Origin of the sequence: Tunturibacter empetritectus, from assembly GCF_040358985.1 — a bacterium.
GTDB classification, from domain to species: domain Bacteria; phylum Acidobacteriota; class Terriglobia; order Terriglobales; family Acidobacteriaceae; genus Edaphobacter; species Edaphobacter empetritectus.
Map to the genome: position 1 here is coordinate 3,842,665 of NZ_CP132932.1, position 25,627 is coordinate 3,868,291.

Genomic DNA, 25,627 nt, shown 5'->3' on the forward strand with positions numbered 1-25,627 from the left:
AGGGCTTTGTGTTGGTAGCGTGTAGCTAGTAGAGAATCTTCAAGCCGAACTGAAAGATGCGCGGCTCGAAGGTGCTGGTGATCTGGCCGCCTCCGGTTGGGTTGTTGAGGCTCGCCGGTGCGGTGCTTGTGGCTGCCGTGCTCAGCGTGCCGGTGAGGCCGCTGCCGGGGATGTAGAAGTTGGTGTGATTGAAAAGGTTGTAAGACTCTGCACGGAACTGCACGCGCAGGCTCTCAAGCGGAGTGCTGAAGGTCTTGTTGAGGGCGACGTCAGTCTGGTAAAAGGCCGGCGAGCGGCCCGGGTTGCGTGAGGCATTGCCGAAGGGGCTGACGAGATTTCCGCTTCCGTCCTTTGTCTCCGGCAGGGTGAATGCGGCGAGATTGATGTATTGGAGGTAGCCGCTGCTCAGCTTGGTTTTCTTAATAGCTTTCTGCCCAGCGACAATGTTGGGGCGATACTCATTGGCTCCGCGGTAGGTTGCGGGAATCTGAGGAGAGACGGCATTTGCGGAGTTGGGGGAGTAGCCAACGTTGAAGACGGTGCCGGCCTGCATGGTGTTGATGGCGCTGATCTGCCACCCGCCGAGGAGAGTGTCGGTGACGGCGTTGGCGGTGTTGAGAAAGTGCCGGCCACGGCCTACAGGCAGGTCGTAGACGAGGCTGGTGACGTTGCTGATGGGCAGGTTGTAGTCGGACTGGCCGTAGTCGGCGTTGATGTTGTTGGCGTCCTGCGGCGAGGGGCTGTTGCCCTCGAGGGAGGCACTGGCATTGTCGAGTGAGTGCGACCAGGTGAAGGAGTTGAGGAGCGTAAGGCCGGATACAAAGCGCTGCTCATAACGAACCTGGAGCGCGTCGTAGTGGGAGTAGAACTCGTTCAGGGCTGTGGTGATGTCGCTGGGCCAGTTGGCGAAGGGGCGAGTGAAGGCCCCGGTGGGAGTGCGGACTGCGGGGTTGAGTTGGTTGCCATTGAGGAAGCCCTGGAGCTTGCTGCCGTGGTTGCCGACGTAGGCGATGTCGAGGAGCGTGTTCTTGGCGAGCTCTTGCTGCACGCTGAGAAAGTAGCTTTGGACATAGCTGTCGCGGGTGTTCTTGGGAACCCAGGTGATGTTGTCGGTGGCTTTGTTGAAGGTGGTGGCAATACCGTTGGGAAAGCCCTGGTCGGCGGTGACGTAGCAGCTTGCAGAGGCTCCGCCTACCGGGCAATGGTTGGTGGTGCTGGGTGTCTTCTGGGTGACTGAGACAAACTGGGCCTGCGGGGCGTTGATGGCGAGGATGTCGCCCGAGCCCGCGCGAGTGTAGTGGACGTAGCTGGTGCCGTAGCCGCCGCGGATGGAGGTGCGCGGAGTAGCTGCGTAGGCAAAGCCGAGACGGGGCGCAAAGTCGTTCAGGTCGGGGTTGACGAGGGTGCTGCCGTAGACTCCGCCTGGAGAGACCGGGGTGATGCCGTTGCCGGCGACCGCGCCAGGGCTGATGGTGAGGACGGTCTGGGTGATGGGATCAAAGTTGGAGATGTAGTTGTGCTGCTCGGAGTAGGGCGAGCCGTACTCCCAACGGAGGCCGAGGTTGAGGGTCAGCTTGGGATCGACCTTCCAGTCGTCCTGCGCGTAGACGCTGTGCAGGGTCTGGCGAAGATGGGCGACGAAGAGATTGGCGAGAGAGTAGTTGTTGGTGGTGCCAAAGAGGAAGTCGGCCCAGTAGTTGTCGGCGACGGCGCCTTTGATGTCGGGGCAGGATTGGCCGTTCGGGTTGGTCGGTACCTTGACGCCGGCGACGGTGGTGCTAGGGCAGAGGCTGTAGCCGCCGGAGTAGCTGAAAGAGCCGTAGAGGGGATTGTTGTCGTTGACGGCCATCCAGATGTGCTCGTACTCGTAGCCGAACTTGAGGGAGTGGTGGCCTTTGATCCAGGTGAAGTTGACTTTGGGATCGATCAGGGCCGGGTTCTGCCACTGGGGGTTGGTGCTTTGACGGCCGAAGGAGGTGAAGCCGCCGTTGATGCTGGTGGAGGGCAGGCCGCCGGCGACGGTGGGATCGGAGGGCAGGCCGGGGATGGAGATGGCGTTGTCGCCGATCGAGAGCGAGTACTTGCCGGCCTTGGTGCGGGAGAGCCCGAGGCGCGCGTCGATGACCTTGTTGGCTCCGAGGAGGTGGGTGTAGCCAAGAGCTACCTGCTGGTCGAGGACGCGGATGGTGCCGTTGGTCTGGCCGTCGAGGGGCAGCGGGAAGACGGGAGAGTTGACGCCGGTCTCCTTGCGGTCGCTGACACGGAGGAACCAGGAGCTGTTGGAGTTCTGCTGGTAGTCGAGGCGAAGGTCGCCCTTGTCGGAGTTATCGGTGAAGGGGACGAGGCGTGCGAAGTTGTCCTGTGCGAGGCCGGTGGAGGCGAGGCCGGTGCCTTGCGTCGGGATCTGCTTGAAGTAGTTGATGATCTGCTGCGACACTGGGTTGATAGCGGAGGCTGGGATGGCAGTGCCGGCCGGATAGACCTGGCCGGTGAGAGGATTTTGCACGGCTACGACAAGCTTGCCGTTGAGTTCGTTAGTGGTGGGGACGGTATTGACACTGAGCGGCTTGAGGACCTGGCGGAAGCCTTCGTAGTCGACGAAGTAGAAGAGCTTGTCCTTGAGGATGGGACCGCCGAAGTTGACGCCGAACTGGTTTCGGTTGAAGGTTGGTTTCTGAAAGGGGACGACGTTTCCGCTGCTGCCGGTGAGGGTGGGCTTGAAGTAGCCGGCGGCGTTGAGGTCGGTGTTGCGGATGAACTCGTAGATGGTGGCGTGGAAACGGTTAATTCCGCTGGCGGAGGCGACGTTAATAGTGGCGCCGGAGGAGCGGCCGTACTCTGCGCTCTCGTTATTGGTGACGATCTGGAACTGGGCGACGGAGTCTGGCGGGATGGCGATGATCTGGTTGTCAAAGCCCTGATTGCTCTCGCCGTAGGCGTTGTTGTCCATGCCGTCGAGGAGGAAGTTGTTGAACATGCTGCGCTGGCCGTTGATGTTGTAGGCACCGGCGCGGACGAGCGAGCTGATGGAGCTGGTGGTGGCGGCTGTGGGTGCCTGGCGGGAGCCGGTGACCAGGCCGAGGAGGTCAGAGTAGTTGCGACTGACCAGCGGAAAAGCGGCGCTTTGATACTGGGTGATCGTCTGGCCGCGTTGGCTGGTCTCGGTCTCGATTTGAAGTGCGACGTCCGAGACTTCAACCGTGGTCTGGGTGGAGCCGACCTGCAGGGAGAGGTCGATGCGTTCGCGAACGCCGACGGAGATCGTAATGTTCTTTGCGACTGCATCCGAGAAGCCGGGAGAGTTGGCGGAGATGGTGTAGACGCCGACGCGCAGAGAGGGAACTTCGTAGTCGCCGGAGGCGCTCGAGGTCGCCTTGGCAACGATTCCAGTGGCATCGTTGGTGATGGTTACTGACACGCCGGAGACGGTGGCGCCGCTGGAGTCATGGATGGTTCCGACGAGGCTGCCGTTCTCGTACTGGGCTTGCAGATGGGAGCAGAGGAAGAAAAACAGTATGGCCGCCACAAGGCTGGGTGCAGCAGAAAATCTTTTTTTTCGCATAGCCCTAAGTTACAAGGGGAGTGGTTAATCTCCGATCAAAGAACTATGAATGGGGGATTACGAGCTAAGTATTGTTTTGGGTTATCAACGGTTGATAACTGAATCGCAGGTGGATCGAGTGCTTGATACGGCTTGCAACGTGCAGTTGCGATTCTGTTGAAATCGCCGTAAAGCCTAAACTAAGATGGTTGACAGGTGTGGTGCGCCCGGAGAGATTCGAACTCCCGACCCTTTGGTTCGAAGCCAAATGCTCTATCCAGCTGAGCTACGGGCGCGCAAAACAGGGAAGTAAACTACAAGAGCATCCTAAAAATACCGGAGAAATCGTATGCGGGCAACTAGCTCGCAGCTGCCGGCTCTGGTGGTGGGGGTACTGTGAACATCGACACCGTCTCGACGATATCCAATCCGGCACGTCGCAGCAGTTGATGGATCACCGGTTCGGTCAGACGGGTCGCATCGTATTCCACTCGCACCGTCTTCTTTGCCTCGTCCAGCGCCATATGGCGAACACCGTACACCTCGCGCATCTTGGCCATCGCCACGACGGAGGCTTCGGTCGGCGGAACTCCATAGCGGTAAAGAACATCAAGCTGTGTCATAAACTGATACTACCAGCGAGCCGCCAGAGTCACATCTTCGAAAGATAGCTGGTGATTTCGGGACTGGTCCACACCTGCGCGCCGATGAACTTCCGTCGCAACACGCCCTGCTTATCGATGATGTAGGTCTCAGGAATCTGCACCGTTCCATACAGCGCGTTGACCTTCTGATCCTCATCTCGAACGGTCAGCAAGTCGACGTGATGGTCCACCAGAAACCGCTTATACACATCCGGATCCTGATCCATACTCACCGCGACGATCGCCAGCTCCGGCATCTGCTTTTCCAGCGCCAGCAGGCTGGGCAGCTCCTCGATGCAGGGCGCGCACCAGGTCGCCCACAGGTTCAGCACCACTACCCGCCCGCGCAGCCTGCTCAAATCGACCGTCCGGGTGCCGTCTCCCATCACAAACTGCGGCGCGGGCTTATCGATATTCCCGGGATGGCTGCCCCGGTCGCACCCCGCAGCCAGCAGCGATCCCAGCACCGCACTCATCAACAATCTACGCACAAGTCACTCCACTTCCTATAATACGAAGTCGTGACCGACACCGACCCCGCACAGCATCCGAATTCTACCGAAGCACCCGACCTCGAACTCTCGGTTATCATTCCCGCCCGCAACGAGCAACGCTCGCTGCCAGCCTGTCTCGCTTCTATTTTGAGCCAATCTGAGCCCGGCTTCCTCCTCGGCCAGCAGTGGGAGTTGATCGTCGTCAACGATGACTCAACCGACAACACGCGCAACATCGCCGCCGAAGCTGCCGTCACCCATGCAGGTTTCCTCGTCCTCGACGCCCCACCATTAGACCTCAGCACCAACGGAGGATTTACCGGCAAGACAAATGCCTGCTGGACCGGCGCACAGGCCGCGCGTGGCCGATACCTTCTCTTCACCGACGCCGATACCCTCCACGAGACTAACGATATCTCCCGCTCCCTCCGAGAGATGGACCGCCACCACGCTGTCATGCTCTCCTACTCGCCACGCCAGATCGTCACCGGCTTCTGGCAGCATGCCGTCATGCCGCTGGTCTTCTCGGAACTAGCCTCTGTCTATCCGTCAAAGAAGGTCAACGATCCAGCCAGCCGCCTCGCCGCTGCTAATGGTCAGTTTCTTCTCGTCGAACGTGAGTCATACTTCTCCGTCGGCGGACATCGTGCCGTCGGCAAGAGCATTCTCGAAGACGTAGCGCTCGCCGAAAACATCAAACGCGGCTCCCACACCATCCGCTTCCGCTACGCGCCCGAGGCACTCGCCACGCGAATGTACTGGAACACCGCTGAGATGATCGAAGGCTGGACGAAGAACCTCGCCCTCCTCTTCCCAAAGCCCGTCGCCCTGGCTCTCTGGCGCATCCTCGATGTCCTTCTCTCCTTCGGCCTGCCCGTTGCAGCGTTTGGCCTGTACTGGCTGCAGCCCTGGCAGAGAAACGTTATCCTTCTCATCTGGGTCAGGACTCTATGGCGCTTTTACTCCCGTGTTGCGCGCTCCAACTTTCCAGCGCTCGACATAGCAATCTCCATCCTTGGAGTTCCATTCTTCATCTACCTGCTTCTGCGCAGCGTCAACCGTCACCGCTTCAAGAAAAACGTCTTCTGGAAGGGACGTAACTACAATACCGCCCCCTAGTTACCATGGTTTGCATCCGGCCATCTCATAAACACGTCTAACCACAGGAATAACGATGATCTTTCTCACCCGCAAAGCCGAGTTCTCCTCCGCCCACTTCTATTGGAACGAAGCGTGGTCGCCTGAAGAGAATCAGCGCGTCTTCGGCAAATGCGCCAATCGCAACGGCCACGGTCACAATTACACGCTCGAGGTCACAGTCGCAGGCTCGGTAGACGCCACCTCAGGCTTCGTCGTCGATTTAAAAGAGTTGAAGGACATCCTCGAGCGCGAGGTCGTCAGTGTATACGACCACCGCCACCTCAACCTCGAAGTCCCAGAGTTCAAAACCACCATCCCCACGACTGAGAACATTGCTATCGCGATCTGGCAGCGTCTCGACAACAAGATTCCCCACGCAAAGCTGCACCGCGTCCGCGTCTACGAGATGCCCGACCTCTTCGCGGACTACTATGGAGAGCCATGAAGGCACATCTCAATCGTCGCTACCACTTCAGCGCGTCGCATCGCCTCCACACTGAGACGTACGACGCTGCGAAGAATCGCGCCGTCTTCGGGAAGTGCAACAATCCCCACGGCCACGGCCACAACTACACCGTGCAGGTAACCATGAGCGGCCAGGTCGATCCGTCCACCGGGATGGTCTGCAATCTCGCGGACCTTGACGCCTTTGCGCAAACAAATCTTCTCGCCCGATTCGATCACATGAACCTGAACACCATGAATTGCTTTGCGAATATCGTCTCCACCACGGAGAATCTAAGTATCGAGATCTATCGCATCTTTCAACGCTTTCCCGCCGCCCATCTGGAGCGGGTTCACGTTGAGGAGACTAGTAACAACTCGTTCGACTACGCCGGCGACGCGACACCAACGCTAGGCACGATCTAAGAGAGGCCCGTCCTATGGCACGCACCCTGGCCACAATTGAACCACCATTGCTCGACACCGTTTCAACCCAGGATCTCTATCGCGAACTGCTCCTCCGCATCGGAGAAGATCCCACGCGGGATGGCCTGCTGCGCACTCCCGAACGCATGGAAAAGTCCATGGAGTTTCTCACACGTGGCTACACCATGAACGTCATGGAAGTTCTCCACGAGGCCCTCTTCGATGTCGACTATGACGAGATGGTCATCGTAAAAGACATCGAGTTCTTCTCGCAGTGTGAGCATCACCTTCTCCCCTTCTTCGGCAAGGCGCACATCGCGTACGTCCCCAATGGGAAGGTCATCGGGCTTAGCAAGATTCCGCGCCTGGTCGATGTCTTCGCCCGAAGGCTGCAGGTTCAGGAGCGGCTGACCCGTCAGATAGGCGAAGCCATCACCGATGCAATCCACCCGCAGGGCGTAGCCGTAATTCTCGAGGCGCAACATCTCTGCATGATGATGCGTGGAGTCGAAAAGCAACACTCCTCCACCGTCACCTCAGCTATGCTCGGCGTCTTCAAAACGCAGCTTCAGACGCGAAACGAGTTCCTTTCTCTCGTTCGGCGGCAGGGAAGTGGTCTCTAACGGCTAAACTGGAGACTGCATGAATGGTCTCCTTGTACTCGATAAACCGTCCGGCGTTACCTCGCATGACGTGGTGGCCATCGTACGCCGAGCTACCGGCGAAAAGTCTATCGGCCACCTGGGCACGCTGGATCCCATGGCCACTGGCGTCCTGCCGTTGCTTCTCGGCAAGTACACGCGTCTGGCGCAGTTCTTCGGGCAGGCCGACAAGCACTACACGGGCCACATCCGCTTCGGCTTCGCAACCGACAGCTTCGATGCAGACGGAATGCCGGCGGCTGAGCCACTCCCACTGCGTCAGACGCTCGAGGAACTACAAGCACTGAGTCAAAGATTTCACGGAGAGTTAGATCAGGTTCCCCCCATCTTTTCCGCGAAGAAGATCAACGGCGTCGCCGCCCACAAGCTGGCCAGAGCCGGTGTGGAGGTCGCGGTCAAGCCGGCCCGCATTACGATTCACAACTTTGAACTCACCTCTCTAGTAGGCGACACCGCATCGTTTGTCATGTCTGTCTCCGCCGGCGGGTACGTCCGTTCCGTAGCCCACGAGCTTGGCCAGTTGGCGAACTGTGGAGCGCATCTCTCCAGCCTGCGCAGAACGCGTGCCGGAGCATTCTCTCTCGAACATGCAATCACCATCGACCAACTCAAAACAGCCTCGGCCGCCGAACTTGAGGCGCTCCTGCCGCACCCGCGAACGCTGCTCCCCGAGATGCCCTCGGTCACAGTGGACGATCAACTCGCCGGCCGCCTGCGAAACGGAATGCAGGTCAATCTGCCTGATTTTTCGCAGGCCGCACTAATCAAGGTATTCACCACTCCCACAGACTTGCTCGCAGTCGCCCGCCGTATCGCCGGCACGCTCATGCAACCCATCGTCGTCCTTGGCTAGCCTTTATTTTTTCAGCAGAGGCTTCACCAGAGGGAGCATATTCTTTGCCACGATCTGATTCCCCGCGCTCGTCGCATGGGTCCTATCAGCCTGCATCATTCCGTCGACGCCGAAGACGCCCTTCAGCACAAAGGGCAGTATCGGCACATGGTGCTTTGCTGCGAGCATCGCGTACGTGTCGTTGAACTGCTTGATGTAGTCAGGGCCATAGTCAGGCGGCAGAGTAATTCCAGCGAGAACGACCTTCGTGCCACTGGCCTTCAGGGTGGCAACAATCTTATCCAGGTTTGTGCGTGAGTCTTCAATGCGAAGGCCGCGCAACCCATCGTTCCCGCCAAACTCCACCACTACCACTACCGGCTTTAGCGCAAGCACCGTGTCGAGACGGTCCACGCCGTCCTTGGTCGTATTGCCGCTGATGCCCTCGTTGACGACGCGGTAGTTATATCCTTCAGTATTCAGATCCGTCTGAAGATAGTCAGGATAGCTCTGCCCGAGGTCAGTTCCGTATCCAGCAGTAAGGCTGTCGCCGAAGCAGACGATGACCGGCCGCTTATCGCTCGTGGCCACCGGGGAGGGCAGGGAAGCCGCATCCGGAGCCGCGCTCTCGGCAATCGGCTGACTCGAATCGGCCACCTCGGACGGTTTCGCTGTCTTGTCGGCGCGGCAGCCACTCGGCAAGAGCACCGCTACCAAGAGAGACAAGACCGCTAAAATAGCTACAGATACTGTTCTCCGCATCTTTACATTGTTCTCCACATCTCTACAAAGTAACAAAACCGTTGCCGAAGAAGGAGAGTCACCGAAGTTGACATCATCCACTCCCATGATCGCCGTCGAAGGTCTTCGCAAGTCGATCCGCAATGGTCCTCGTACCGTAGACATTCTCAAAGGACTTGACTTCACCATTCCACGCGGGCAGTTCGCCGCTATCATGGGTTCGAGCGGCAGTGGAAAGTCCACACTTCTCGGCCTTCTGGCCGGTCTCGATACCCCCAGCGCCGGCAACGTCCACCTGAACGGCACCGCCATCAGCTATCTCCCGGAGGACAAGCTCGCGCAGGTTCGCGGAAAGACCATCGGATTCGTCTTCCAGTCGTATCAACTGATTCCAACGCTGACTGCACTCGAAAACGTCCTCCTGCCGCACGAGCTTAACGACGACACCAAAGAAAGTGGCCTCACCCGCGCGCGTGACCTGCTCTCGAGCGTCGGCCTTGGCGACCGCATGGACCACTATCCCGTCCAGCTCTCTGGTGGTGAGCAGCAGCGGGTAGCTCTCGCCCGTGCCTTCATCCTCCGCCCGCCCATCGTCCTCGCCGACGAGCCCACCGGAAATCTCGACACCACCAACGGCGCTCACGTGCTCGAACTTCTGCTCAATCTGAATCGTACCGAAGGCACCACCCTCGTCCTCGTGACGCACGATCCAGTGCTTGCCAGCTACGCGAACCGCCGCATCACTCTGCGCGATGGCCTGATCATCGCCGATGAGATCAATCCCACCCCGGCCGAGACCTCCCGTGAAGCCGCCCTGACCGAGGGCTGATGGCGACCCTCTCCTATCGCTCCGCCGCAAAGATCGCCGCCCGCGAGATGCACTCCTCCCGCGGAAAGTTCTTCTTCGTCATTCTCTCCGTCGCCATCGGCGTCGCCGCGCTCACCGGAGTACGCGGCTTCTCCTCCTCCTTCCGCAGCACCCTGCTCAATCGAGCCCGCAGCATCATGGCCGCCGACCTGTCCGCGAGGATGTTCCAACAGCCAACGCCCGACCAGCAGAAGGCCTTGGACGAGATCGCAGCAACCGGCGTCGAGATCACCCCCGTCACCGAGCTGCTTTCGATGGCGTCCTCCGCGAAGACACTCGACCCGCTACTGGTCTCGCTCAAGTCGGTCGATCCCGCAAAGTACCCATTCTACGGACAAGTCGAACTCGCCCCCTCCGCCCAACTGAAGACCGTACTCGACGCAAACACCGTTGCCGTTGCCGACGACCTCCTCGTTCGATTGAACGTCAAAATAGGAGATCAACTCAAGATCGGCACCCAGCTCTTTCGCATCGGCTCGGTTGTCGTCAATGAGCCGGATCGTCTCTCAGGCAACTTCGCAGCCGGTCCGCGCGTGCTCATCTCGCGGGAGGGCCTGGACGCAAGCGGACTCCTCGCACCCGGAAGCCACGCCGGACAGCGATATCTCTTCAAGGTCCCTCCGCCCAGCAACGGCGCACCAATATCCGACAAGGCTGTCGCTGACTTGAAAGTCCGCCTGGAAAAGCTCCTTCCAGAGGCACAAATTATCGACTACCGCGAGACCAACCCGGCGCTCACGCAGGGTCTTGACCGTGCCACAAGTCTTCTGTCGCTGATGAGCCTCGTGGCCCTTGTCCTTGGTGCCATTGGCGTCGCTATGGCCATGCGGGCGCACCTGCAGCAGCGTCTCGACACCATCGCAATCATGAAGTCCCTGGGCGCACGCTCAGGCCAGATCATCAAGATCTATCTTTTGCAGACGCTCCTGCTGGGTCTCGCCGGAGGCTTGTTGGGTGTAGCTTTGGGCGTCGCTGTACAGCTCAGCTTTCCCCATCTGCTGGCCAGGCTCATCCACGTCGATACTGAGCTTCATCTCCAGCTACGCACCGTCATCACGGGGCTCGCAGCCGGCCTGCTTACGACTCTTCTCTTCACCCTGCCTCCATTGCTCGATATCCGCGGAGTCCGTCCCATCCTGATTCTTCGCCGGGCAGTGGAAGATAACGACGACCCGTTCGTTACTGCAGCTTGGCGTAAAATCACCAAAAATCTAGCCCAGGTCGCCGCAGCGGTGCTCATTCTCGCCGGACTAGCCGCCATCGCAACCACACTGAGCGATTCACTCGTAGTAGGCGAGGTCTTTTCCTTTGGCCTGGTAGCCGTCCTCGCGGTGCTGTTACTCGCCTCCGTAGCCGTCCTCGCTGGACTCCGCTTCTTCCTCACCAAGACCCGTCTTCATCTGCCGTCCTCACTTCGTCACGGACTGGCAAATCTCTATCGTCCAGGCAATCCCTCTGCCGCGTTGCTGGCTGCTCTCGGGCTTGGTGTGATGCAGATCATGACGGTCTATCTCGTCCAGCAAGCCGTTGTCTCGGAACTTCACGTATCCGCCGCGCCCAACCTTCCCAACGTCTTCCTCATCGATATCACCAACGAAGAGATCAACGGAATTCGCACGCTGCTAAAGACACAGCCCAGCGTCACCGCATCCCCGGAGCTCCTCCCCGTCGTCTCATCGCGCATCGTCGACATCGACGGTGTCCCCGCAAACGAAGCGAAGCTGAAGAACTTCCCCAAGCGAATGCTGCGGTCGATCAACCTCACCTGGTCTGCAGCCTCGCCTCCCGGAACCAAGACGGTGGAGGGGAGCTGGTGGTCCGCAGACGAGAAGCGCCCAGTCGTCGCCGTAGAAAAACGTCAAGCGGACAGGCTGGGCGTTCATGTCGGCTCGCACATCACCTTCGCCGCACAAGACACCCAGTTCGTCGCCACAGTTGTAGCGCTCACCAAATCAGACGGCCAGCACGCCTATTCGCGAGCCGAGTTTATTCTTCCGCAACCGGCCCTCGCTGGGCTGCCGGTCATCTGGTATGGCGGCGTACACGCCGACCCAAATCGCGTCGGCGAACTGCAGCGCGCACTCTACAACTCCTACCCCACCGTCACGGTCATCAACGTAGCCCAGGCCCTCGAAACCGTGCGAGCCGTAGTCCTCCAGATCACGTACGTCATCCAGTTTCTCGCAGCGTTCTCCATCTTCGCCGGCATCGTCATTCTCGCCAGTTCGATCGCCGGAACCCGCTATCGCCGCATTCGCGAGGTCGTCGTCCTCAAAACCCTGGGAGCCACGCGAGCACGCATCGCCACGGTATTTTCCATCGAGTTCGCGGTCCTGGGGCTGGTCGCCGGCGCGGTAGGCATCCTCTTCGCAAACATCATCGCCAGGGTGCTGCTCACAAAACTCACCGTCGCGTACCACTTCCAATGGTTCTGGACCTTCGGCGCGCTCCTCGGAACTGCCGCGCTCACCGTCGCCACCGGCTGGGTAGCAAGCCACCGCATCCTGGGCAGAAAACCGTTGGAAGTCCTTCGCGAAGAGTAACCAAATGGCTTCCGTTTACGTATACGGTTATGACATGATCTTGTAGCAACTTCAGAAATGCGGGTTCTGCGAATGAGGGTGGACAACGAACAACTGCTGCAGCTCCATCAGCAGCGATTTGGTCTTGAGGGCAAGCTCTTCGCCGCTCCGGCTCGAGTCAATCTGATCGGCGAGCACACCGACTACACGGGCGGTCTAGTCATGCCCATGGCGATAGACTTTCGAACCGTCGCCATCCTCAGTCGGACGAACGACCAACGTGCCGTCTTCTACTCGGCAAACTACGACGAAGAAGTCTCCTTTGAAGTTGCCTCACTGGAGTGTGCCCCGAGAGGGCATTGGTCTGACTATCCCGCAGGCGTTCTTTGGTCTCTCCAGCAGCAGGAAATCGCGGTCAGTGGCTTCAAGATGACTCTTGCAGGCGATGTCCCTCTGGGAGCTGGACTAAGCTCTTCTGCCTCCGTCGAAGTAGCGACAGCGCTGGCGCTTTTAGCGCACGCCGGCGCAACCCTTCCCCTCGACAAACTCGCAACCCTCTGCCGCCGAGCCGAAAACGAGTACGTTGGCGCAAAGAGCGGCATTATGGATCAGTTCGTCGTGGCCGGTGCCGTAGCCCATCGAGCGATGCTGCTCGACACCCGTTCCCTCACCTTCGAGCTTCTTCCCTTGCCCGACCAGGTACGTGTAGTCATCTGCAACTCCATGGTGAAACATGCCGTGGCCACCGGAGAATATGGAGACCGTCGCGACGAGGTCGAGTCTGGCCAGGCCGTCCTGCAACACGAGCGACACATAAAGCTGCTTCGAGATGCGACACTAAGTGATCTCGAAGCCTGCAAAAGCAAGATGTCCGCCGCCAGCTTCGCGCGATGCAAACACATCATCACAGAAAATCAACGCGTATTGGATGCTCGGGAGGCGCTGTTGCACGACGATATGAAGCAGTTCGGAAGCATAATGGTTGAGGCTCACAGGAGCATGCGCGACGACTTTGCCGCAAGCTGCGAAGAGGTCGATGCACTGGTTGAGATCGCCACCCGGCAGCCAGGGTGTTTCGGCGCTCGCATCACCGGCGGCGGATTTGGGGGATGCACCGTGAATATGATTCGCGCAGAGGTCGCGGAGCAATTCGTCGCAACCTTGAAGCGCGAGTACGCCGCAAAGACCGGAATCACCGCAGAATGTTTCATCAGTGCGCCGTCCGACGGAGCGCTCGCCATGGCAGCAACCGGCGGTGTCCAGTGATTCCTCTAGCGCAGCAAAACCCTCACCGGCGATTCAATCCCCTCAAACGCGAGTGGGTTCTAGTCTCTCCCCATCGCACGCAGCGTCCCTGGCAAGGGCAAACCGAGACGAAGACCACAGAGGTCGCACTGACCTACGATCCAACCTGCTATCTCTGTCCGGGAAACGTACGCGCAGGCGGAGTGCGAACCGACAAATACATCAGCACCTACGTCTTCGAAAACGACTTCGCCGCGTTGAAGCCGGACACCCCGCAGTTCTCGAGCGATGAAGGCAGCAAAGGCCTGCTGCTCGCAGAAGGCGAGAGCGGAGTATGCCGTGTCATCTGCTTCTCCCCGCGCCACGACCTCACGCTGGCCAAGATGTCAGTACCTGAAATTCGCGCCGTCGTCGACGTATGGAGCGAGCAGTACGCAGAGCTCGGCACACGCGACGACGTGAACTACGTGCAGATCTTTGAAAACCGCGGAGCCATGATGGGGGCCAGCAATCCGCATCCGCACGGACAGCTGTGGGCCAGCCGTTCGATCCCCGATGAAGTAGTTTCAGAGCTTGCCGGCCAGCGCGAATACCTCACAAAAAACAATGCTGTTCTCTTATGCGAGTATCAGAAACTGGAAGAGTCGCTGGGCGAGCGTATCGTCTCACAGAACGAGAGCTTCCTCGCAGTCGTTCCGTTCTGGGCCGTGTGGCCTTTCGAAGTGATGATCCTGCCGCGCCGCCACGTCAGCACCCTGCAGGCATTCACCGACACGGAGCGATCAGACTTCGCGGCCATCCTGCACGCAGTCACCGCAACCTACGATCAGGTCTTTGACACCCCATTCCCCTACTCCATGGGTCTGCATCCTGCTCCATGCGACGGGGAGGAACATCCAGAGTGGCAGTTTCACGCCCACTTTTACCCACCTCTGCTCAGGTCGGCCACCATCCGAAAGTTCATGGTTGGCTACGAACTCCTAGGCTCTCCGCAGCGGGACATCACACCCGAATCCGCTGCCGAGACCCTTCGTCAAGCGAGTCTGCGTGCTCTCTGAGAAATGATGTGAACACTTGCAGCGAACAACTGCTGCTATTTGACTGGAAAGAAGACACAACGGTTTAGTGAGTAGACACAAAGGCGCATACGTCTTTCGCCATGTTCTTCAAATTCTTTGCTGACGAGGTGTAGCGAACGGTCCCTTGTTGGTCGGTGATCGTTGACGAACCCGGCTCTGTGTCCAAGATGTAGTCGGCTTTAGGTCTGGACTGCGTGAAGGACACGGCAGGGCATCTCTCAATGAACTCTGTGATGACTGCGGGTGAGGAATGATAGTCGCCGTCTAGGGCCTTCGTTTTGACCCCGTAGAACGTTCCTTTGCCGCCTTGGACAACCTTGTCCACGACGAAAACTGTATGAGTGGCCGCAAAAGCGGTCGCTTGAGACCACAACAAGGCTGCTAGAAGACCGACTTTCATTGCACCTCTCCCTCAAAAATCTATGGTAAAGCGTATTAGGGCTCGATACTTCGCACGTTTCGATTTCGTGCGTCTCAAGCGACGAAAATCCCTTACACATAGCCTTGGCGGCCTTCACGGGATGCGACGGGAAACTTCTCGGACTCCGCTGGAAAGATATCGATCTCAACGGCAAGAGGCTATATCTGCCCAACGTTGCTTGATCCTCCCGGAGCAGAGTTGACGACCTGCACAGGGAACACCCAGCGCCCCGAAAATACTTGGATCGACCGCAACTTGGGTCGACACGCTACCTGCGGCTGTTATGGGCAACAAGGTTATCTCAGAAGAATCCGCTGGGAGATGATTCGTGGACGTGGAGCATTCGCACCAATGTTACTGGTCTCCAGCAGAACTTCAAACGGCAGTATATTGCCCTTAGAGTCGAAGATCTTGCTCAACAGCGGCGCCGAAGCATCGCTGAAAAGATAGTCTGCTGCAGCCTCTGTGCCAGCCATGTTGATTCCCTCAATCAGAAGAACGTGGCCTGTGCCATCCAGATTTGGAGTAACGACAATCAGACCGAACGTGCTGCGTGCGGCGTCGCTCTGGTTCGTCTCGTAATACTCCCTCTCACCCGGCAGAGGGTGAAGATTGTGAATGACGACGTCGTTGACCTTTGGCTGATGTTCGAACTGAAAGTTCAGGTCTCTTTGAAAGAGATCCACCCAGGGATTGGAATCGAAGGACCCTAGCAGGATGACGTTGGACTGTTTCAGATCATCCAGCGTTACCTCGCGCGCATATCGCACTTTGAACCGGTTCTTCACTACTGCTGGAAGCTGAGAGATAGCTGAGACAACATCCAGATCCACGACACTGGTATAGCGCCGTCCACCCAGTTCGTTCACCATCGCTGAATCTATACCGGAGGTGGTGGAAGTATGCTTCTGATACTCTCCGGCTGCGTACTCTGCCAGGGGGATCCTTCTATTGGTCAGATCCTGGTAGATCACCAGCCCGCTGTCGGCCGGTACCAGCAGTGTGTCCCGTGTCGGCGAGAAGAAGACGCTCCAGAACCGGTCCGAAACACTCTGCGGCGGCGACGCAAGATGGATGTCACGCGCCACTACGAAGAGGAGAGCCATAAACAACGCAGCACATAAGGCTCTGAGCCGCCAGACTTGCCGACCTGGCAACACCTGGTCCTTCACCGCCCGATCGACTCTCTCTTCCGATTGTTGTTGCGATGAGTCGACCCCGACGACTCCGATCAATCCCGTCTGCACAGGTTGCGGTCTGCTCTCGCCGACGGCTTTCCCATCTTCAATAAAAATAGGCACATAGCCGCCCCGCGGAACAGCGATGCGGATCGTCTCATCGATGCCTTCGCTGCTGAAGTACTCATCGAGTCTTTGCCGCAGCAGACGCGCGTAGTTGCGCACAATATTGTCTTCGCCGGGGTTGTATCCCTGTGGACGTCGAAAGACGTGTTCGCCGATCAACTGCTCGGTGATCTCGCAGGTCTGATCGAGCAGGTGCTTCTCGCAGATATAGAGGATGAAGCTGATCAAAAACTTGGATTTGGCGAATCCTTTGCTTGCGGCGACTCGCCTAGCGACGCCCCAGCGCGGATCCTTTTCAAGCCGCACAAGATGGTCTGCAACCGCCGTTCCTGACAGGCGTTCCGCTTTGGCGGACCCTCGACCCGTGCTTATCAAAACGTCTTCCACTGTCCTTAGTAGACATCGACAGAGCTGGCTTTTTGTTACTCCTTTATGAATCCCCAAAATATATGAGATATCAAAAGTTACGACAGCATCAAATTATCGTTGGTGCCTTCCTGTAAGCAATTTATTTTCCGTCAGATGAGAGTTACCACCTCCGCGTGTACTCCATCCTTTACACCGTGGATCCCCCTGACGAAGAACCTGGAGGCAGAGGAAGATCAAAGTCTCAACGAAGAACAGAATCAATGGACCGGCGGCCAGTGCCAAATGCTATCTCCGGTTCCGTACCATCGGCCAACCTCCTCTCAGACCGTCTCAGAAGGATGTAAGACAAGATGACGAATTTTCGAGCGGCACTTTCCCTGATGATCATGCTTCCACTGAGCGTCCTCGCACAGAAAAATACCGTTTCTGAGCAGGATCAAACGCTGCGTATCAATCAGATTCAGGTGATCGGCAGTCATAACAGCTACCACTCTGGCATCGCCCCCAGCGAACGCAAGCTCATCGAGCAACAGAACCCGAAGGCGATGCGCGCGCTTGATTATGCTCATGCTCCCCTGGCCGATCAACTGACCGGCGGCGTGCGTCAGCTCGAGATCGACATCTACGCCGATTCGAAGGGTGGTCGCTACTCGCATCCAGCCATCGTCGGCAAAGTCGCAGAAGCGGGACTTCCAGCCGATCCCGACTTCGATCCGCAACACGAGATGGACAAGCCCGGCTTCAAAGTGATGCACGTCATGGATGTCGACCAGCGCAGCTCCTGCCACACCTTCATCGCCTGCCTCACGACAATTCGCGGCTGGTCGCAACAGCATCCGCAGCATCTCCCCATCTTCATCCTGGTCGAAACCAAGCAGGGCCGCGAAGGATCAGCCCCACAAGCGCACACGCCGGAGCCGTTTACCTCCGAGACCTTCGACGCGCTCGACGCCGAGATCCGTTCCGTCTTCTCCTCCGACGAGATGATCGCGCCAGATCAGGTTCGTGGCAGCTACGACACGCTGCTCGAAGCCGTTCAATCCACCAGCCCTGCTTCATCGGCTTCCAGCAAGAAGACCGGTGGATGGCCAACGCTCTCAGACTCTCGCGGCAAGGTTATCTTTCTTATGGACCAACGCAACGTGGGCCCGGTTTACATACAGGGACATGCCTCCCTTCGTGGCCGCCTCATCTTCACCAACGCCGCACCTGGTTCACCAGACGCAGCCTTCACCGAAGAAAACGATGGGACGAAGGCCGAGATCGACGTCCTGGCCCGCCAGGGATATCTCATCCGCACCCGGACCGACGACGGCACGGAAGCTGCCCGCACCAACGACCACACCCGAGCCGACATCGCTCTCTCCAGCGGCGCACAGATGTTAAGCACAGACTACCCATCCTCCGAGCCCTCGCGTTGGACTGGATTCTTCGTAGGCCTCCCGCATGGCCTGGCCGCTCGCTGCAATCCAATCACCGCGCCACCCGGATGCGTCGACTCGCTGCTTGAGCCCTCAATGAAATAAGACCCTGAATTTAGCAGACTGTTCGCCTTCCGCCCTCCCGCGCCCTCTGAAAGGCTGCTCCCTAACGCTCCAATTCAACAGACTCTTACGCTCTCGCCAGGAGGCACGTGTGCCAGTAACGCAACCTGCATCATCCGCTCCTAACGAATCAACTCCTTCAATGTTGACGAGGTGTGCAGTCAATCTCCCCCGTCTCTGCCGTCTGCTGTTTATTGCACTGCTCATCGGTATCGCGGCCATCAGCTCTGCGACCCTGCTCGCGCAGTCCGACAACTCCTCGATCGCCGGCGTCGTCACCGATCCCTCCGGCGCAGCCGTCGGTGCAGCAGCAATCACCGTAATCAGCGAGCAGACCGGCGCCGAACACCAGACCATCAGCAACAAATCCGGCTTCTACACCATCGCTGGCCTTGCACCGGGCAAATACACCGTCAAGGTGGTGTCGCCGGGCTTTGACACCGTTACCAGAACGAACAACAACCTCGACCCAGCGATCCCTGCAACGGTCAACGTCTCTCTCGTCGTCGGCAAAGATAACGAGTCGATCGAAATCACCGCGAACGAAACTACTTTGCAGGCCGACAGCTCCACCCTCGGACGGGTCATCACCAGCAGCCAGGCCGACAATCTTCCACTCAACGGCCGCAACCCAATCTATCTCGCACTCACCAAGGCCGGCATCACCAGTATCACCAGCACCGTCTCCTCCTCAAACTTCAGCACCGGCCTTGGTGCCATCGACATCAACGGAGCTCGCGAGCGCGACAATCTTCTCACCTACGACGGCGCCGTCGCCGTCCGCATCCGCGCCAGTGGCGACTCCGTCGGCACACCGGACCTCGACGCCGTCGAAGAGGTCCAGGTCCTCTCAACCAACTACCCTGCAGAGTACGGCCGATCCATTGGCGGCCAGATTCGCATTATCACCAAGAGCGGCACCGATCACTTCCACGGCAGCGCCTACGAGTACTTTCAGAACCCTGTCCTCAACGCCAACACATGGGTCCGCAACGCCAATGCCAACAACTCAAACCCTAACTACCCCGAAGCCCTCAAAACAAACAAGGTCGCGCCCTTCACCTACAACCAGTTCGGCTTTGTCCTGGACGGCCCTCTCTACATCCCGCACGTTCTGCCCAAGCGCAAGGTCTTTTTCCTCTACTCCGAGGCCTTCGTACGTAATCCGTCACTCTCCACGGAAACCGATACCGTCCCCAACGCAGCCTTCCGAAACGGCGACTTCAGCTCCGTCGCGCAGCACATCAAGGACCCTACATCCGGCCTTCCATGCGACCCGAAGGCAGGCGGCCCCGGCTGTTTTCCCGGCAACGTCATACCCAAAGATCGTCTCAGCCCGAATGGCGTAGGTCTGCTCAATGCGTTCCCTACGCCGACGCCAGGCTTTAAAATAGGTGCAGCCAATCTGCTTGAGACAGCGCACTATCCCATCCAGCAACAGATCGACAGCGGCAATCTCGACATCCTCCCAACCGAGAAAGACTACATCCGCTTCCGCCTTATTCACTTCTACTATCATGAGGTGAACCCCTTCGCGACCTCGAACTACGACATCGTTCCGCGCATCTACAGCCGTCCCAACCAGACCGGCTCGCTGGACTATGTGCACACCTTCGGTCCCAGCACCACCAATGAATTTCTCTTCACCGCCAGCCACGATGTCGCTCGCCTCAGCATCGACACGTCGACAGGCACCTACAACCGCACCGCATACGGCATCAACTATCCATACCTCTTTCCTTCAGGCAAAGATCTCCCAAACAAGATTCCCACTATTGCATTTGATACGACTGGCATTACCACACTCGATGGCAGCACCTACCCCTCTCACTCTCAGGGCGAGATCTTCGACTTCGCCGATACCGTCACACGCATCATCAGCAACCACACCCTGCGTGGCGGCGTTCTCTTTGAGCGGGCCGGCGAAAACGATGACGACCAGATCGCCTTCGCCAACTCCACTCCCGGACAGACCAACAACCAGAACGGGAAGTTCGACTTCTCAAGCACCAACACCAACGGCACCGGCTACGACCTCGCCGACGCGGCCCTCGGCATCTTCAACACCTACTCCGAGATCGGTCCACGCAACGAGACTCCTAGCCGCGCCAATATGTTCGAGTTCTTCGCACAGGACTCCTGGAAAGCTACTCCGAAACTGCACCTCGAGTTCGGCCTGCGATATACCAGCATTCACCCCTTCTACAGCATCTGGAACAACGCCGGGACCTTCGACCCTGCCTTCTACAACTCTGCTACTGCGGTAAAGGTGAACCCAACAACGGGTAATCCGATAGCTGGCAGCGGCAACCCGCTCGACGGAACCGTTCTCTTTGGCAATGGCTTTCCCGCCAGCGCAAACGCTCACGTCCCCATCGCCGTGACTGGACAGTACAACAACCTCTTCCACAACCTTCCGCGCGGGTACGTCCACGTGCAGAAGTTCCTCTTCCAGCCCCGCGTCGGCGTGGCGTATTCGCTTAACAACAAGACGGTTCTTCGCACTGGCTTTGGCCGCTACACCAGCCGTCAGGGCACCTCCGACAACGTATTTCTCGGCGGCTTCGCACCGTTGCAGCAGGTGGTTTCGATCACAGGCGGCAGCGTCGACAACCCCGCTGGCACCGCAATCGGCACCGGCTCTTTCCCCACTCTCTCCGGCGATATCAATCAGCAATCCCCACAGCCTGAGGCCTACATCTGGAGCGTATCCGTCGAGCGAGATCTCGGCTTTGATACAGTAGCCGACGTCTCCTACGTGGGCCGCCACTCTTTACATCAGCAGTTTGAATCCGACGTAAACCAGGCGCCGATCGGAACCGCGCAGGCCTTCGGCACCAGTGGTGTCAACGCCCATCGTCCCTATCTCGGTTACGCTGCCATCACCGAGGTCTATCAAGGCGACACCGCCTTCTACCAGGGCCTTCAGATCGACGTAAATCATCGCTTCAGTCACAGCCTCGGCTTCGGGGTCGCGTACACCTACGCTCACTCGCGCGACTGCGGCTCATTCCAGAAAAACATCCTGCCCAACGCAGACGATCCGAAAGGACTCTGCGGCACGGCGGACTATGATCTGCGTCAGGTCCTCGTCCTCAACTCTGTCTACCATATCCCCTTCCGGAGCAGCAGCCGTATCGCCAACGAAGCTCTCGGCGGCTGGCAACTCTCGCAGGCCTATCAGTTCCAGACCGGCACGCCACTCAACGTCGCAACCAGTCAGGACATCGCCGGCGTTGGCCCAGGCTTTCAGGGACAGTTCCTCCAGATCGCTCCTGGCGCCTCGCTTCGCGGCAATGGCAAATTCTCCGTCGGCAAAGACAATAACTCGTGGTTCAACGCAAGCGCTTTTTCACTTCCGGCTGCCGGAACGTTCACCCCGCAGCACAACCGCAACCTGATCTACGGTCCCGGTCAGGCAAGCTTCAACGCAAGTCTGCAAAAGCGCTTCGCCACCTTTGAAGGTCAAGCACTCTCCTTCCGCTTCGACGCCTTCAACTTCCCCAACCATCCCAACTGGGCTGCACCGGACTCAACCTACACCGACGCCACCTTCGGCAAAGTCACCAGCAAGACCGGTCAACGAGCAATGCAGGCCAGCCTTCGCTACTCCTTCTAAACGCCCTACCATCAAGCAGGACACGAGTGGGGCCCGCGAACAGGTCCCACTCGCATCACAAGTCTTCACATGCAGTTGAGACATTCAAGGGACCGATCTTTATGCAAGCAGCAGTGCACTCCATCCTCCGGCGTTCGATTCACTTCTTTCTTACCGCACTCCTGCTTGCAGTCCCACTCACCGCGCAAAAAACTACACCCGACTACACCCGCAACGTAGACCCCTTCATCGGCGTCGACTGGGGCGGTAATACCTTCGTCGGCTCCACCATCCCCTACGGCCTCGTCAAACTCAGTCCCGACATGGAGACCTTTGACGGCCGCCGCTCCGGTTTCGGCTACTCCAGCAACGGAGTCATCCTCGGCTTCTCGCACCTTCATCTCAGCGGCGCACAAGGCAAATACGGCAATATCCTCGTCGCTCCCGTCACCGGCCCCCTCGACCTCAACGACATCAAATCTCCCCGTACCGACGAGGTCAACCACGTCGGCTACTACGCCGCGAGCCTCACCCGTTACAAAGTCAAAGCCGAGCTCACCAGCAGTCGGCGCGTCGGTTTTCACCGCTACACGTTCCCCGCATCACAGCAATCCCACCTCACCATCAACGTAGCCCACGCGCTCGACCTCGGCCCCGGCTCCGAGTCCCAGCGCTTCCTCGGCGCCGAGATCCACCTCACCAGCAATCACGAAGCGCAAGGCATCGCCCGATTCACCGGCGGCTGGAACAAGGGCGGCGAGTACAAGGTCTACTACTACATGGTCCTCGACACCCCAGCCACCGCCACACAAACATGGACAGGCACGTCTCTCACCTCCGCGCAGGACGCGACCGTCACCAACGACATCCCCATCGGTGCCACCTTCGACTTCACCACCCACGCCAACCAAATCATCCAGGCAAAAGTCGGCATCTCCTTCATCAGCGCCGACCAGGCAAAACAAAACGTCCAACAAGAGATCCCCACCTGGAACTTCGCCGCCGTCCACTCCGCCGCGATAGCATTGTGGAACACCGAGCTAGCCAAGCTCAGCCTCACCGGCGAGACCGACTCCCAGCGTCGCCAGCTCTACACCGCGATGTATCACATCATGCTGATGCCCACCGACCGTACCGGCGAAAACCCCGACTGGCAATCCACCGAGCCCTACTACGACGACTACTACGCCATCTGGGACACCTACCGCAGCTCCAGCCCGCTCCTCACCCTCATCTCCCCCGGCCGCCAGCGCGACATTATCCGCTCCCTCATCGACATCTACCGTCACACCGGCTACATGCCCGACGCCCGCAGCGGCAACGACAACGGTCGCACCCAGGGCGGCTCCAATGCCAATGTAGTAGTTGCCGACGCCTACGTAAAAGGTCTCAAAAACATCGACTACGAAACCGCCTTCGCCGCCATGGTTCACGATGCCGAAGTCCCACCGGCCAACGCGCAGAGAGAAGGTCGCGGCGGCCTCAAGGACTACAACGAAAAAGGCTACATCACCCTCGCCGACGAGCGCTCCGGCTCACGCATCGCCGAGTACAGCTACGACGACTTCGCCATCTCACAAGTCGCCTGCGGCCTCGGCCACCAAAAAGAAGCCGCGCTCTACGCCAGCCGCACCCACAACTTCGAGCACCTCTGGGACAAGGACATGACCGCCGAAGGCTTCCACGGCTTCCTCCGTCCTCGCAACCCCGACGGCACCTGGGCCGACCCCTACCTCGTCGTCCGCGGCACCTGGCCCGACTTCTTCTACGAGGGCGACATCTGGACCTACTCCATCTATGCCCCCCAGGACATGCGCCGCCTCATCGAGATGGCCGGCGGCAATGAGACCTTCGTCCACCGCCTCGACAACATCTTCCTCCGCCGCCACTTCGACGTCACCAACGAGCCCGGCTTCCTCATCCCCGTCCTCTACAACTACGCACTCCGCCCCGACAAGACCGCCGACATCGTCCATCTCCTCCTTGAAAAAGCCTTCACCGACACCCGCGCCGGCATCCCCGGCAACGACGACTCCGGCGCCATGTCCAGCTGGCTCATCTTCTCCACGCTCGGCCTCTTTCCCGTCGCCGGCCAGGACGTCTACCTCATCAGCACTCCCAGCATCCCCGACGCCTCGCTCGCTCTCGCCAACGGCAAAAAACTCCGCATCATCGCCAGGAACCTCGACCCCAACGGCCTTAACCGCTACGTCCAATCGGCAACCCTCAACGGAGTCGATCTCCCCAACGCCTGGTTCCGCCACGCCCAAATCAAGCACGGTGCAACGCTGACCCTTACGATGGGTTCCGCTCCCTCCACTTGGGGGACAACAACTCCACCTCCTTCTATGAGCGACCCCAGCGCCCACATCTGCTCCAAAACTGAACCCAGGGACGCATCCGCCAACCCAACGACTTTGAGGAACAGTCAAGCTACCAGGTGAAGGGTCGGCTACCCAAGATAGGAGAGCCTGAGTAAAAATAGACCGCCACCGTTCTGGTTCCAGAAACATCAGAAGCTTCAAGAAGTGGCACACGCGGGATCGGGCCTAGAAAACTTTCTTTGTGAAGGAGAATTCACCATGCCTGAACTCATGAGAGAACCTGTCGGCCAGTTGTCGATTGGTAGGTGGCGCAGAGGCGATCGCAACGCAATGCTAAAACACAAGCTGGTGCTTGGCGTGATCAGTGCAATGCTGGGCGCCTTACTTCAAGGTTGTGCAGCCGGCAAAACTCCTTCCCAAGGAGAGACGAGCCTGGCCAATGCGGCGAAAGACGTCACCATCCCATTGGCGGCAGGCAAAAGGAACAACCCGCTGCCTGAGACGGACGAGGTCGTCAGTCAGGGCCAGGAGGTGTTTCTTGGGTCTTGCGCCCAATGCCACGGTGCAGATGCCCGCGGAGACGGGAACCTCGGCCGCAACATGACCCCGCCTGCTATGGACCTGAGTTCAGCCCACGTGCAGCACTGGAACGACGCTGAACTGTTCTGGATCATACAGAACGGAGTTCGCCTCACTGGCATGCCTGCCTGGAAGTCGAGCATCTCCGATAACGACACCTGGAAGCTTGCACGTTTCATCCATAAACTTCCCCGCCCCGACACTGCCCCCGCCACCGCGCCAGTCCCGTCACAGACACAAGCCGTCGTCTCCGCGCAGGACAAGTACACCCTCAAAATACCGAATGGCCTAGCGTTCTCTGAGTTTAGAGGATACGAAAGCTGGCCGGTGATCGCCATCAGCCACAACGGAGGTGCGGTCGCTGCGATCCTCGGCAATCCCGTGATGATCAACGCCTATAAGGCAGGAATTCCCGGTAACGGCAAGCCTTTTCCGGATGGTGCCAAGATGGCGAAGGTCCATTGGAATGCGAAAGTGGATGCCGGGCAGCCCGGTGCGCCGACAGTCCCAGGCACCCAGCATGACGTTGACTTGATGGTGAAGGACAGCAAGAGGTTCGCGGACAGCGGCGGATGGGGTTACGGCGTCTTCGAGTATGAGCCCGCGTCCGGCAAGTTCAGGCTAGGCAACTTAGGTGACAAGCCGCCGCAGGGCAACGACGCCAGGTGCGGGTTCGCGTGCCACACGGCAGTGAAGGCAAAAGACTACGTCTTCACCGCGTACGGGCCCAGGTGAAGTCCGGAAACGACGGGAATTTCCCAGTGACTCTATGGTGACTAAGTGAAGCCTATCACCCGCAGCTTGAGGATTGGCGACAGGCTGTCGATCAAGGTATAACGCCGAAAAGCCT

The 25,627-nt window shown here is 58.8% G+C and carries 19 protein-coding genes and 1 tRNA gene; 13 read left to right on the forward strand and 7 right to left on the reverse strand.

Going from position 1 to position 25,627, the window contains the following annotated elements:
- Positions 1 to 25 precede the first annotated feature (25 nt).
- The 4 genes from RBB75_RS16035 to RBB75_RS16050 all read right to left on the reverse strand — a co-directional run bounded on the left by RBB75_RS16035 (position 26) and on the right by RBB75_RS16050 (position 4,676).
- Positions 26 to 3,562, reverse strand: coding sequence for a TonB-dependent receptor (locus RBB75_RS16035; RefSeq protein ID WP_353068645.1), 3,537 nt, complete (start codon positions 3,560 to 3,562; stop codon positions 26 to 28).
- A gap of 198 nt (positions 3,563 to 3,760) precedes the next feature.
- Positions 3,761 to 3,837, reverse strand: a tRNA-Arg gene (locus tag RBB75_RS16040).
- A 63-nt stretch (positions 3,838 to 3,900) separates the two neighbouring features.
- Complete coding sequence (locus tag RBB75_RS16045) at positions 3,901 to 4,164, reverse strand: hypothetical protein (RefSeq protein WP_353068646.1); 264 nt, start codon at positions 4,162 to 4,164, stop codon at positions 3,901 to 3,903.
- Between the two features lie 29 nt (positions 4,165 to 4,193).
- A complete protein-coding gene (locus RBB75_RS16050) occupies positions 4,194 to 4,676 on the reverse strand; it encodes a TlpA family protein disulfide reductase (RefSeq protein WP_353068647.1) in 483 nt (160 codons plus the stop codon).
- A gap of 30 nt (positions 4,677 to 4,706) precedes the next feature.
- Here RBB75_RS16050 and RBB75_RS16055 point away from each other — a divergent pair, with 30 nt between their 5' ends.
- The 5 genes from RBB75_RS16055 to truB are packed head-to-tail and all read left to right on the forward strand — an operon-like array spanning position 4,707 to position 8,204.
- Positions 4,707 to 5,798: a glycosyltransferase gene (locus RBB75_RS16055; protein WP_179637701.1), complete on the forward strand. Its 1,092-nt coding sequence runs from the start codon at positions 4,707 to 4,709 to the stop codon at positions 5,796 to 5,798.
- A gap of 55 nt (positions 5,799 to 5,853) precedes the next feature.
- The gene (locus RBB75_RS16060; RefSeq protein ID WP_179637702.1) at positions 5,854 to 6,264 is read left to right on the forward strand and encodes a 6-pyruvoyl trahydropterin synthase family protein; all 411 of its coding nucleotides are present in this window, start codon (positions 5,854 to 5,856) and stop codon (positions 6,262 to 6,264) included.
- Positions 6,261 to 6,689, forward strand: coding sequence for a 6-carboxytetrahydropterin synthase (locus RBB75_RS16065; RefSeq protein WP_179637703.1), 429 nt, complete (start codon positions 6,261 to 6,263; stop codon positions 6,687 to 6,689). Before RBB75_RS16060 ends, RBB75_RS16065 begins: the two co-directional genes overlap by 4 nt.
- 14 nt (positions 6,690 to 6,703) lie before the next feature.
- Positions 6,704 to 7,312 carry a GTP cyclohydrolase I FolE gene (folE, locus tag RBB75_RS16070; RefSeq protein ID WP_179637704.1) on the forward strand — a complete coding sequence of 203 codons (609 nt, stop codon included), beginning with the start codon at positions 6,704 to 6,706 and terminating at the stop codon, positions 7,310 to 7,312.
- A 19-nt stretch (positions 7,313 to 7,331) separates the two neighbouring features.
- Complete coding sequence (gene truB, locus RBB75_RS16075; RefSeq protein ID WP_179637705.1) at positions 7,332 to 8,204, forward strand: tRNA pseudouridine(55) synthase TruB; 873 nt, start codon at positions 7,332 to 7,334, stop codon at positions 8,202 to 8,204.
- Between the two features lie 3 nt (positions 8,205 to 8,207).
- Here the strand turns inward: truB and RBB75_RS16080 are convergent, their stop codons facing one another.
- A complete protein-coding gene (locus RBB75_RS16080) occupies positions 8,208 to 8,945 on the reverse strand; it encodes an arylesterase (RefSeq protein ID WP_179637706.1) in 738 nt (245 codons plus the stop codon).
- Between the two features lie 85 nt (positions 8,946 to 9,030).
- Here RBB75_RS16080 and RBB75_RS16085 point away from each other — a divergent pair, with 85 nt between their 5' ends.
- From RBB75_RS16085 to RBB75_RS16100, 4 genes are all read left to right on the forward strand, one after another.
- Positions 9,031 to 9,753 (forward strand): ABC transporter ATP-binding protein, encoded by a 723-nt coding sequence (locus RBB75_RS16085; protein WP_179638834.1) that lies wholly within the window; start codon positions 9,031 to 9,033, stop codon positions 9,751 to 9,753.
- Positions 9,753 to 12,335, forward strand: coding sequence for an ABC transporter permease (locus tag RBB75_RS16090; protein WP_179637707.1), 2,583 nt, complete (start codon positions 9,753 to 9,755; stop codon positions 12,333 to 12,335). The genes RBB75_RS16085 and RBB75_RS16090 overlap by 1 nt, the downstream gene beginning before the upstream one ends.
- 72 nt (positions 12,336 to 12,407) lie before the next feature.
- Positions 12,408 to 13,580: a galactokinase gene (gene galK / locus RBB75_RS16095; RefSeq protein ID WP_179638835.1), complete on the forward strand. Its 1,173-nt coding sequence runs from the start codon at positions 12,408 to 12,410 to the stop codon at positions 13,578 to 13,580.
- Positions 13,577 to 14,617: a UDP-glucose--hexose-1-phosphate uridylyltransferase gene (locus tag RBB75_RS16100; protein WP_353068648.1), complete on the forward strand. Its 1,041-nt coding sequence runs from the start codon at positions 13,577 to 13,579 to the stop codon at positions 14,615 to 14,617. Before galK ends, RBB75_RS16100 begins: the two co-directional genes overlap by 4 nt.
- 64 nt (positions 14,618 to 14,681) lie before the next feature.
- Here the strand turns inward: RBB75_RS16100 and RBB75_RS16105 are convergent, their stop codons facing one another.
- Positions 14,682 to 15,038, reverse strand: coding sequence for a hypothetical protein (locus tag RBB75_RS16105; RefSeq protein WP_353068649.1), 357 nt, complete (start codon positions 15,036 to 15,038; stop codon positions 14,682 to 14,684).
- 317 nt (positions 15,039 to 15,355) lie between these two features.
- The gene (locus tag RBB75_RS16110; protein ID WP_353068650.1) at positions 15,356 to 16,669 is read right to left on the reverse strand and encodes a hypothetical protein; all 1,314 of its coding nucleotides are present in this window, start codon (positions 16,667 to 16,669) and stop codon (positions 15,356 to 15,358) included.
- 413 nt (positions 16,670 to 17,082) lie between these two features.
- Here RBB75_RS16110 and RBB75_RS16115 point away from each other — a divergent pair, with 413 nt between their 5' ends.
- The 4 genes from RBB75_RS16115 (at position 17,083) to RBB75_RS16130 (ending at position 25,512) form a co-directional block, all read left to right on the forward strand.
- The gene (locus RBB75_RS16115) at positions 17,083 to 18,258 is read left to right on the forward strand and encodes a phosphatidylinositol-specific phospholipase C1-like protein (RefSeq protein ID WP_353068651.1); all 1,176 of its coding nucleotides are present in this window, start codon (positions 17,083 to 17,085) and stop codon (positions 18,256 to 18,258) included.
- 109 nt (positions 18,259 to 18,367) lie between these two features.
- A complete protein-coding gene (locus tag RBB75_RS16120) occupies positions 18,368 to 21,895 on the forward strand; it encodes a carboxypeptidase-like regulatory domain-containing protein (RefSeq protein WP_353068652.1) in 3,528 nt (1,175 codons plus the stop codon).
- 101 nt (positions 21,896 to 21,996) lie between these two features.
- Positions 21,997 to 24,318, forward strand: coding sequence for a GH92 family glycosyl hydrolase (locus tag RBB75_RS16125; protein ID WP_353068653.1), 2,322 nt, complete (start codon positions 21,997 to 21,999; stop codon positions 24,316 to 24,318).
- Between the two features lie 138 nt (positions 24,319 to 24,456).
- On the forward strand, positions 24,457 to 25,512 hold the full coding sequence (locus tag RBB75_RS16130; RefSeq protein WP_353068654.1) for a cytochrome P460 family protein: 1,056 nt from the start codon (positions 24,457 to 24,459) through the stop codon (positions 25,510 to 25,512).
- The last annotated feature ends 115 nt before the right edge of the window (positions 25,513 to 25,627 follow it).

Excerpts from the sequence above, each read along its gene's own strand:
- RBB75_RS16035 (WP_353068645.1), bottom strand. The coding sequence starts at position 3,562 with ATGCGAAAAAAAAGATTTTCTGCTGCACCCAGCCTTGTGGCGGCCATA.
- RBB75_RS16045 (WP_353068646.1), bottom strand. The coding sequence starts at position 4,164 with ATGACACAGCTTGATGTTCTTTACCGCTATGGAGTTCCGCCGACCGAA.
- RBB75_RS16060 (WP_179637702.1), top strand. The coding sequence starts at position 5,854 with ATGATCTTTCTCACCCGCAAAGCCGAGTTCTCCTCCGCCCACTTCTAT.
- RBB75_RS16065 (WP_179637703.1), top strand. The coding sequence starts at position 6,261 with ATGAAGGCACATCTCAATCGTCGCTACCACTTCAGCGCGTCGCATCGC.
- folE (WP_179637704.1), top strand. The coding sequence starts at position 6,704 with ATGGCACGCACCCTGGCCACAATTGAACCACCATTGCTCGACACCGTT.
- truB (WP_179637705.1), top strand. The coding sequence starts at position 7,332 with ATGAATGGTCTCCTTGTACTCGATAAACCGTCCGGCGTTACCTCGCAT.
- RBB75_RS16080 (WP_179637706.1), bottom strand. The coding sequence starts at position 8,945 with ATGCGGAGAACAGTATCTGTAGCTATTTTAGCGGTCTTGTCTCTCTTG.
- RBB75_RS16085 (WP_179638834.1), top strand. The coding sequence starts at position 9,031 with ATGATCGCCGTCGAAGGTCTTCGCAAGTCGATCCGCAATGGTCCTCGT.
- RBB75_RS16090 (WP_179637707.1), top strand. The coding sequence starts at position 9,753 with ATGGCGACCCTCTCCTATCGCTCCGCCGCAAAGATCGCCGCCCGCGAG.
- galK (WP_179638835.1), top strand. The coding sequence starts at position 12,408 with ATGAGGGTGGACAACGAACAACTGCTGCAGCTCCATCAGCAGCGATTT.
- RBB75_RS16105 (WP_353068649.1), bottom strand. The coding sequence starts at position 15,038 with ATGAAAGTCGGTCTTCTAGCAGCCTTGTTGTGGTCTCAAGCGACCGCT.
- RBB75_RS16115 (WP_353068651.1), top strand. The coding sequence starts at position 17,083 with ATGACGAATTTTCGAGCGGCACTTTCCCTGATGATCATGCTTCCACTG.
- RBB75_RS16125 (WP_353068653.1), top strand. The coding sequence starts at position 21,997 with ATGCAAGCAGCAGTGCACTCCATCCTCCGGCGTTCGATTCACTTCTTT.
- RBB75_RS16130 (WP_353068654.1), top strand. The coding sequence starts at position 24,457 with ATGCCTGAACTCATGAGAGAACCTGTCGGCCAGTTGTCGATTGGTAGG.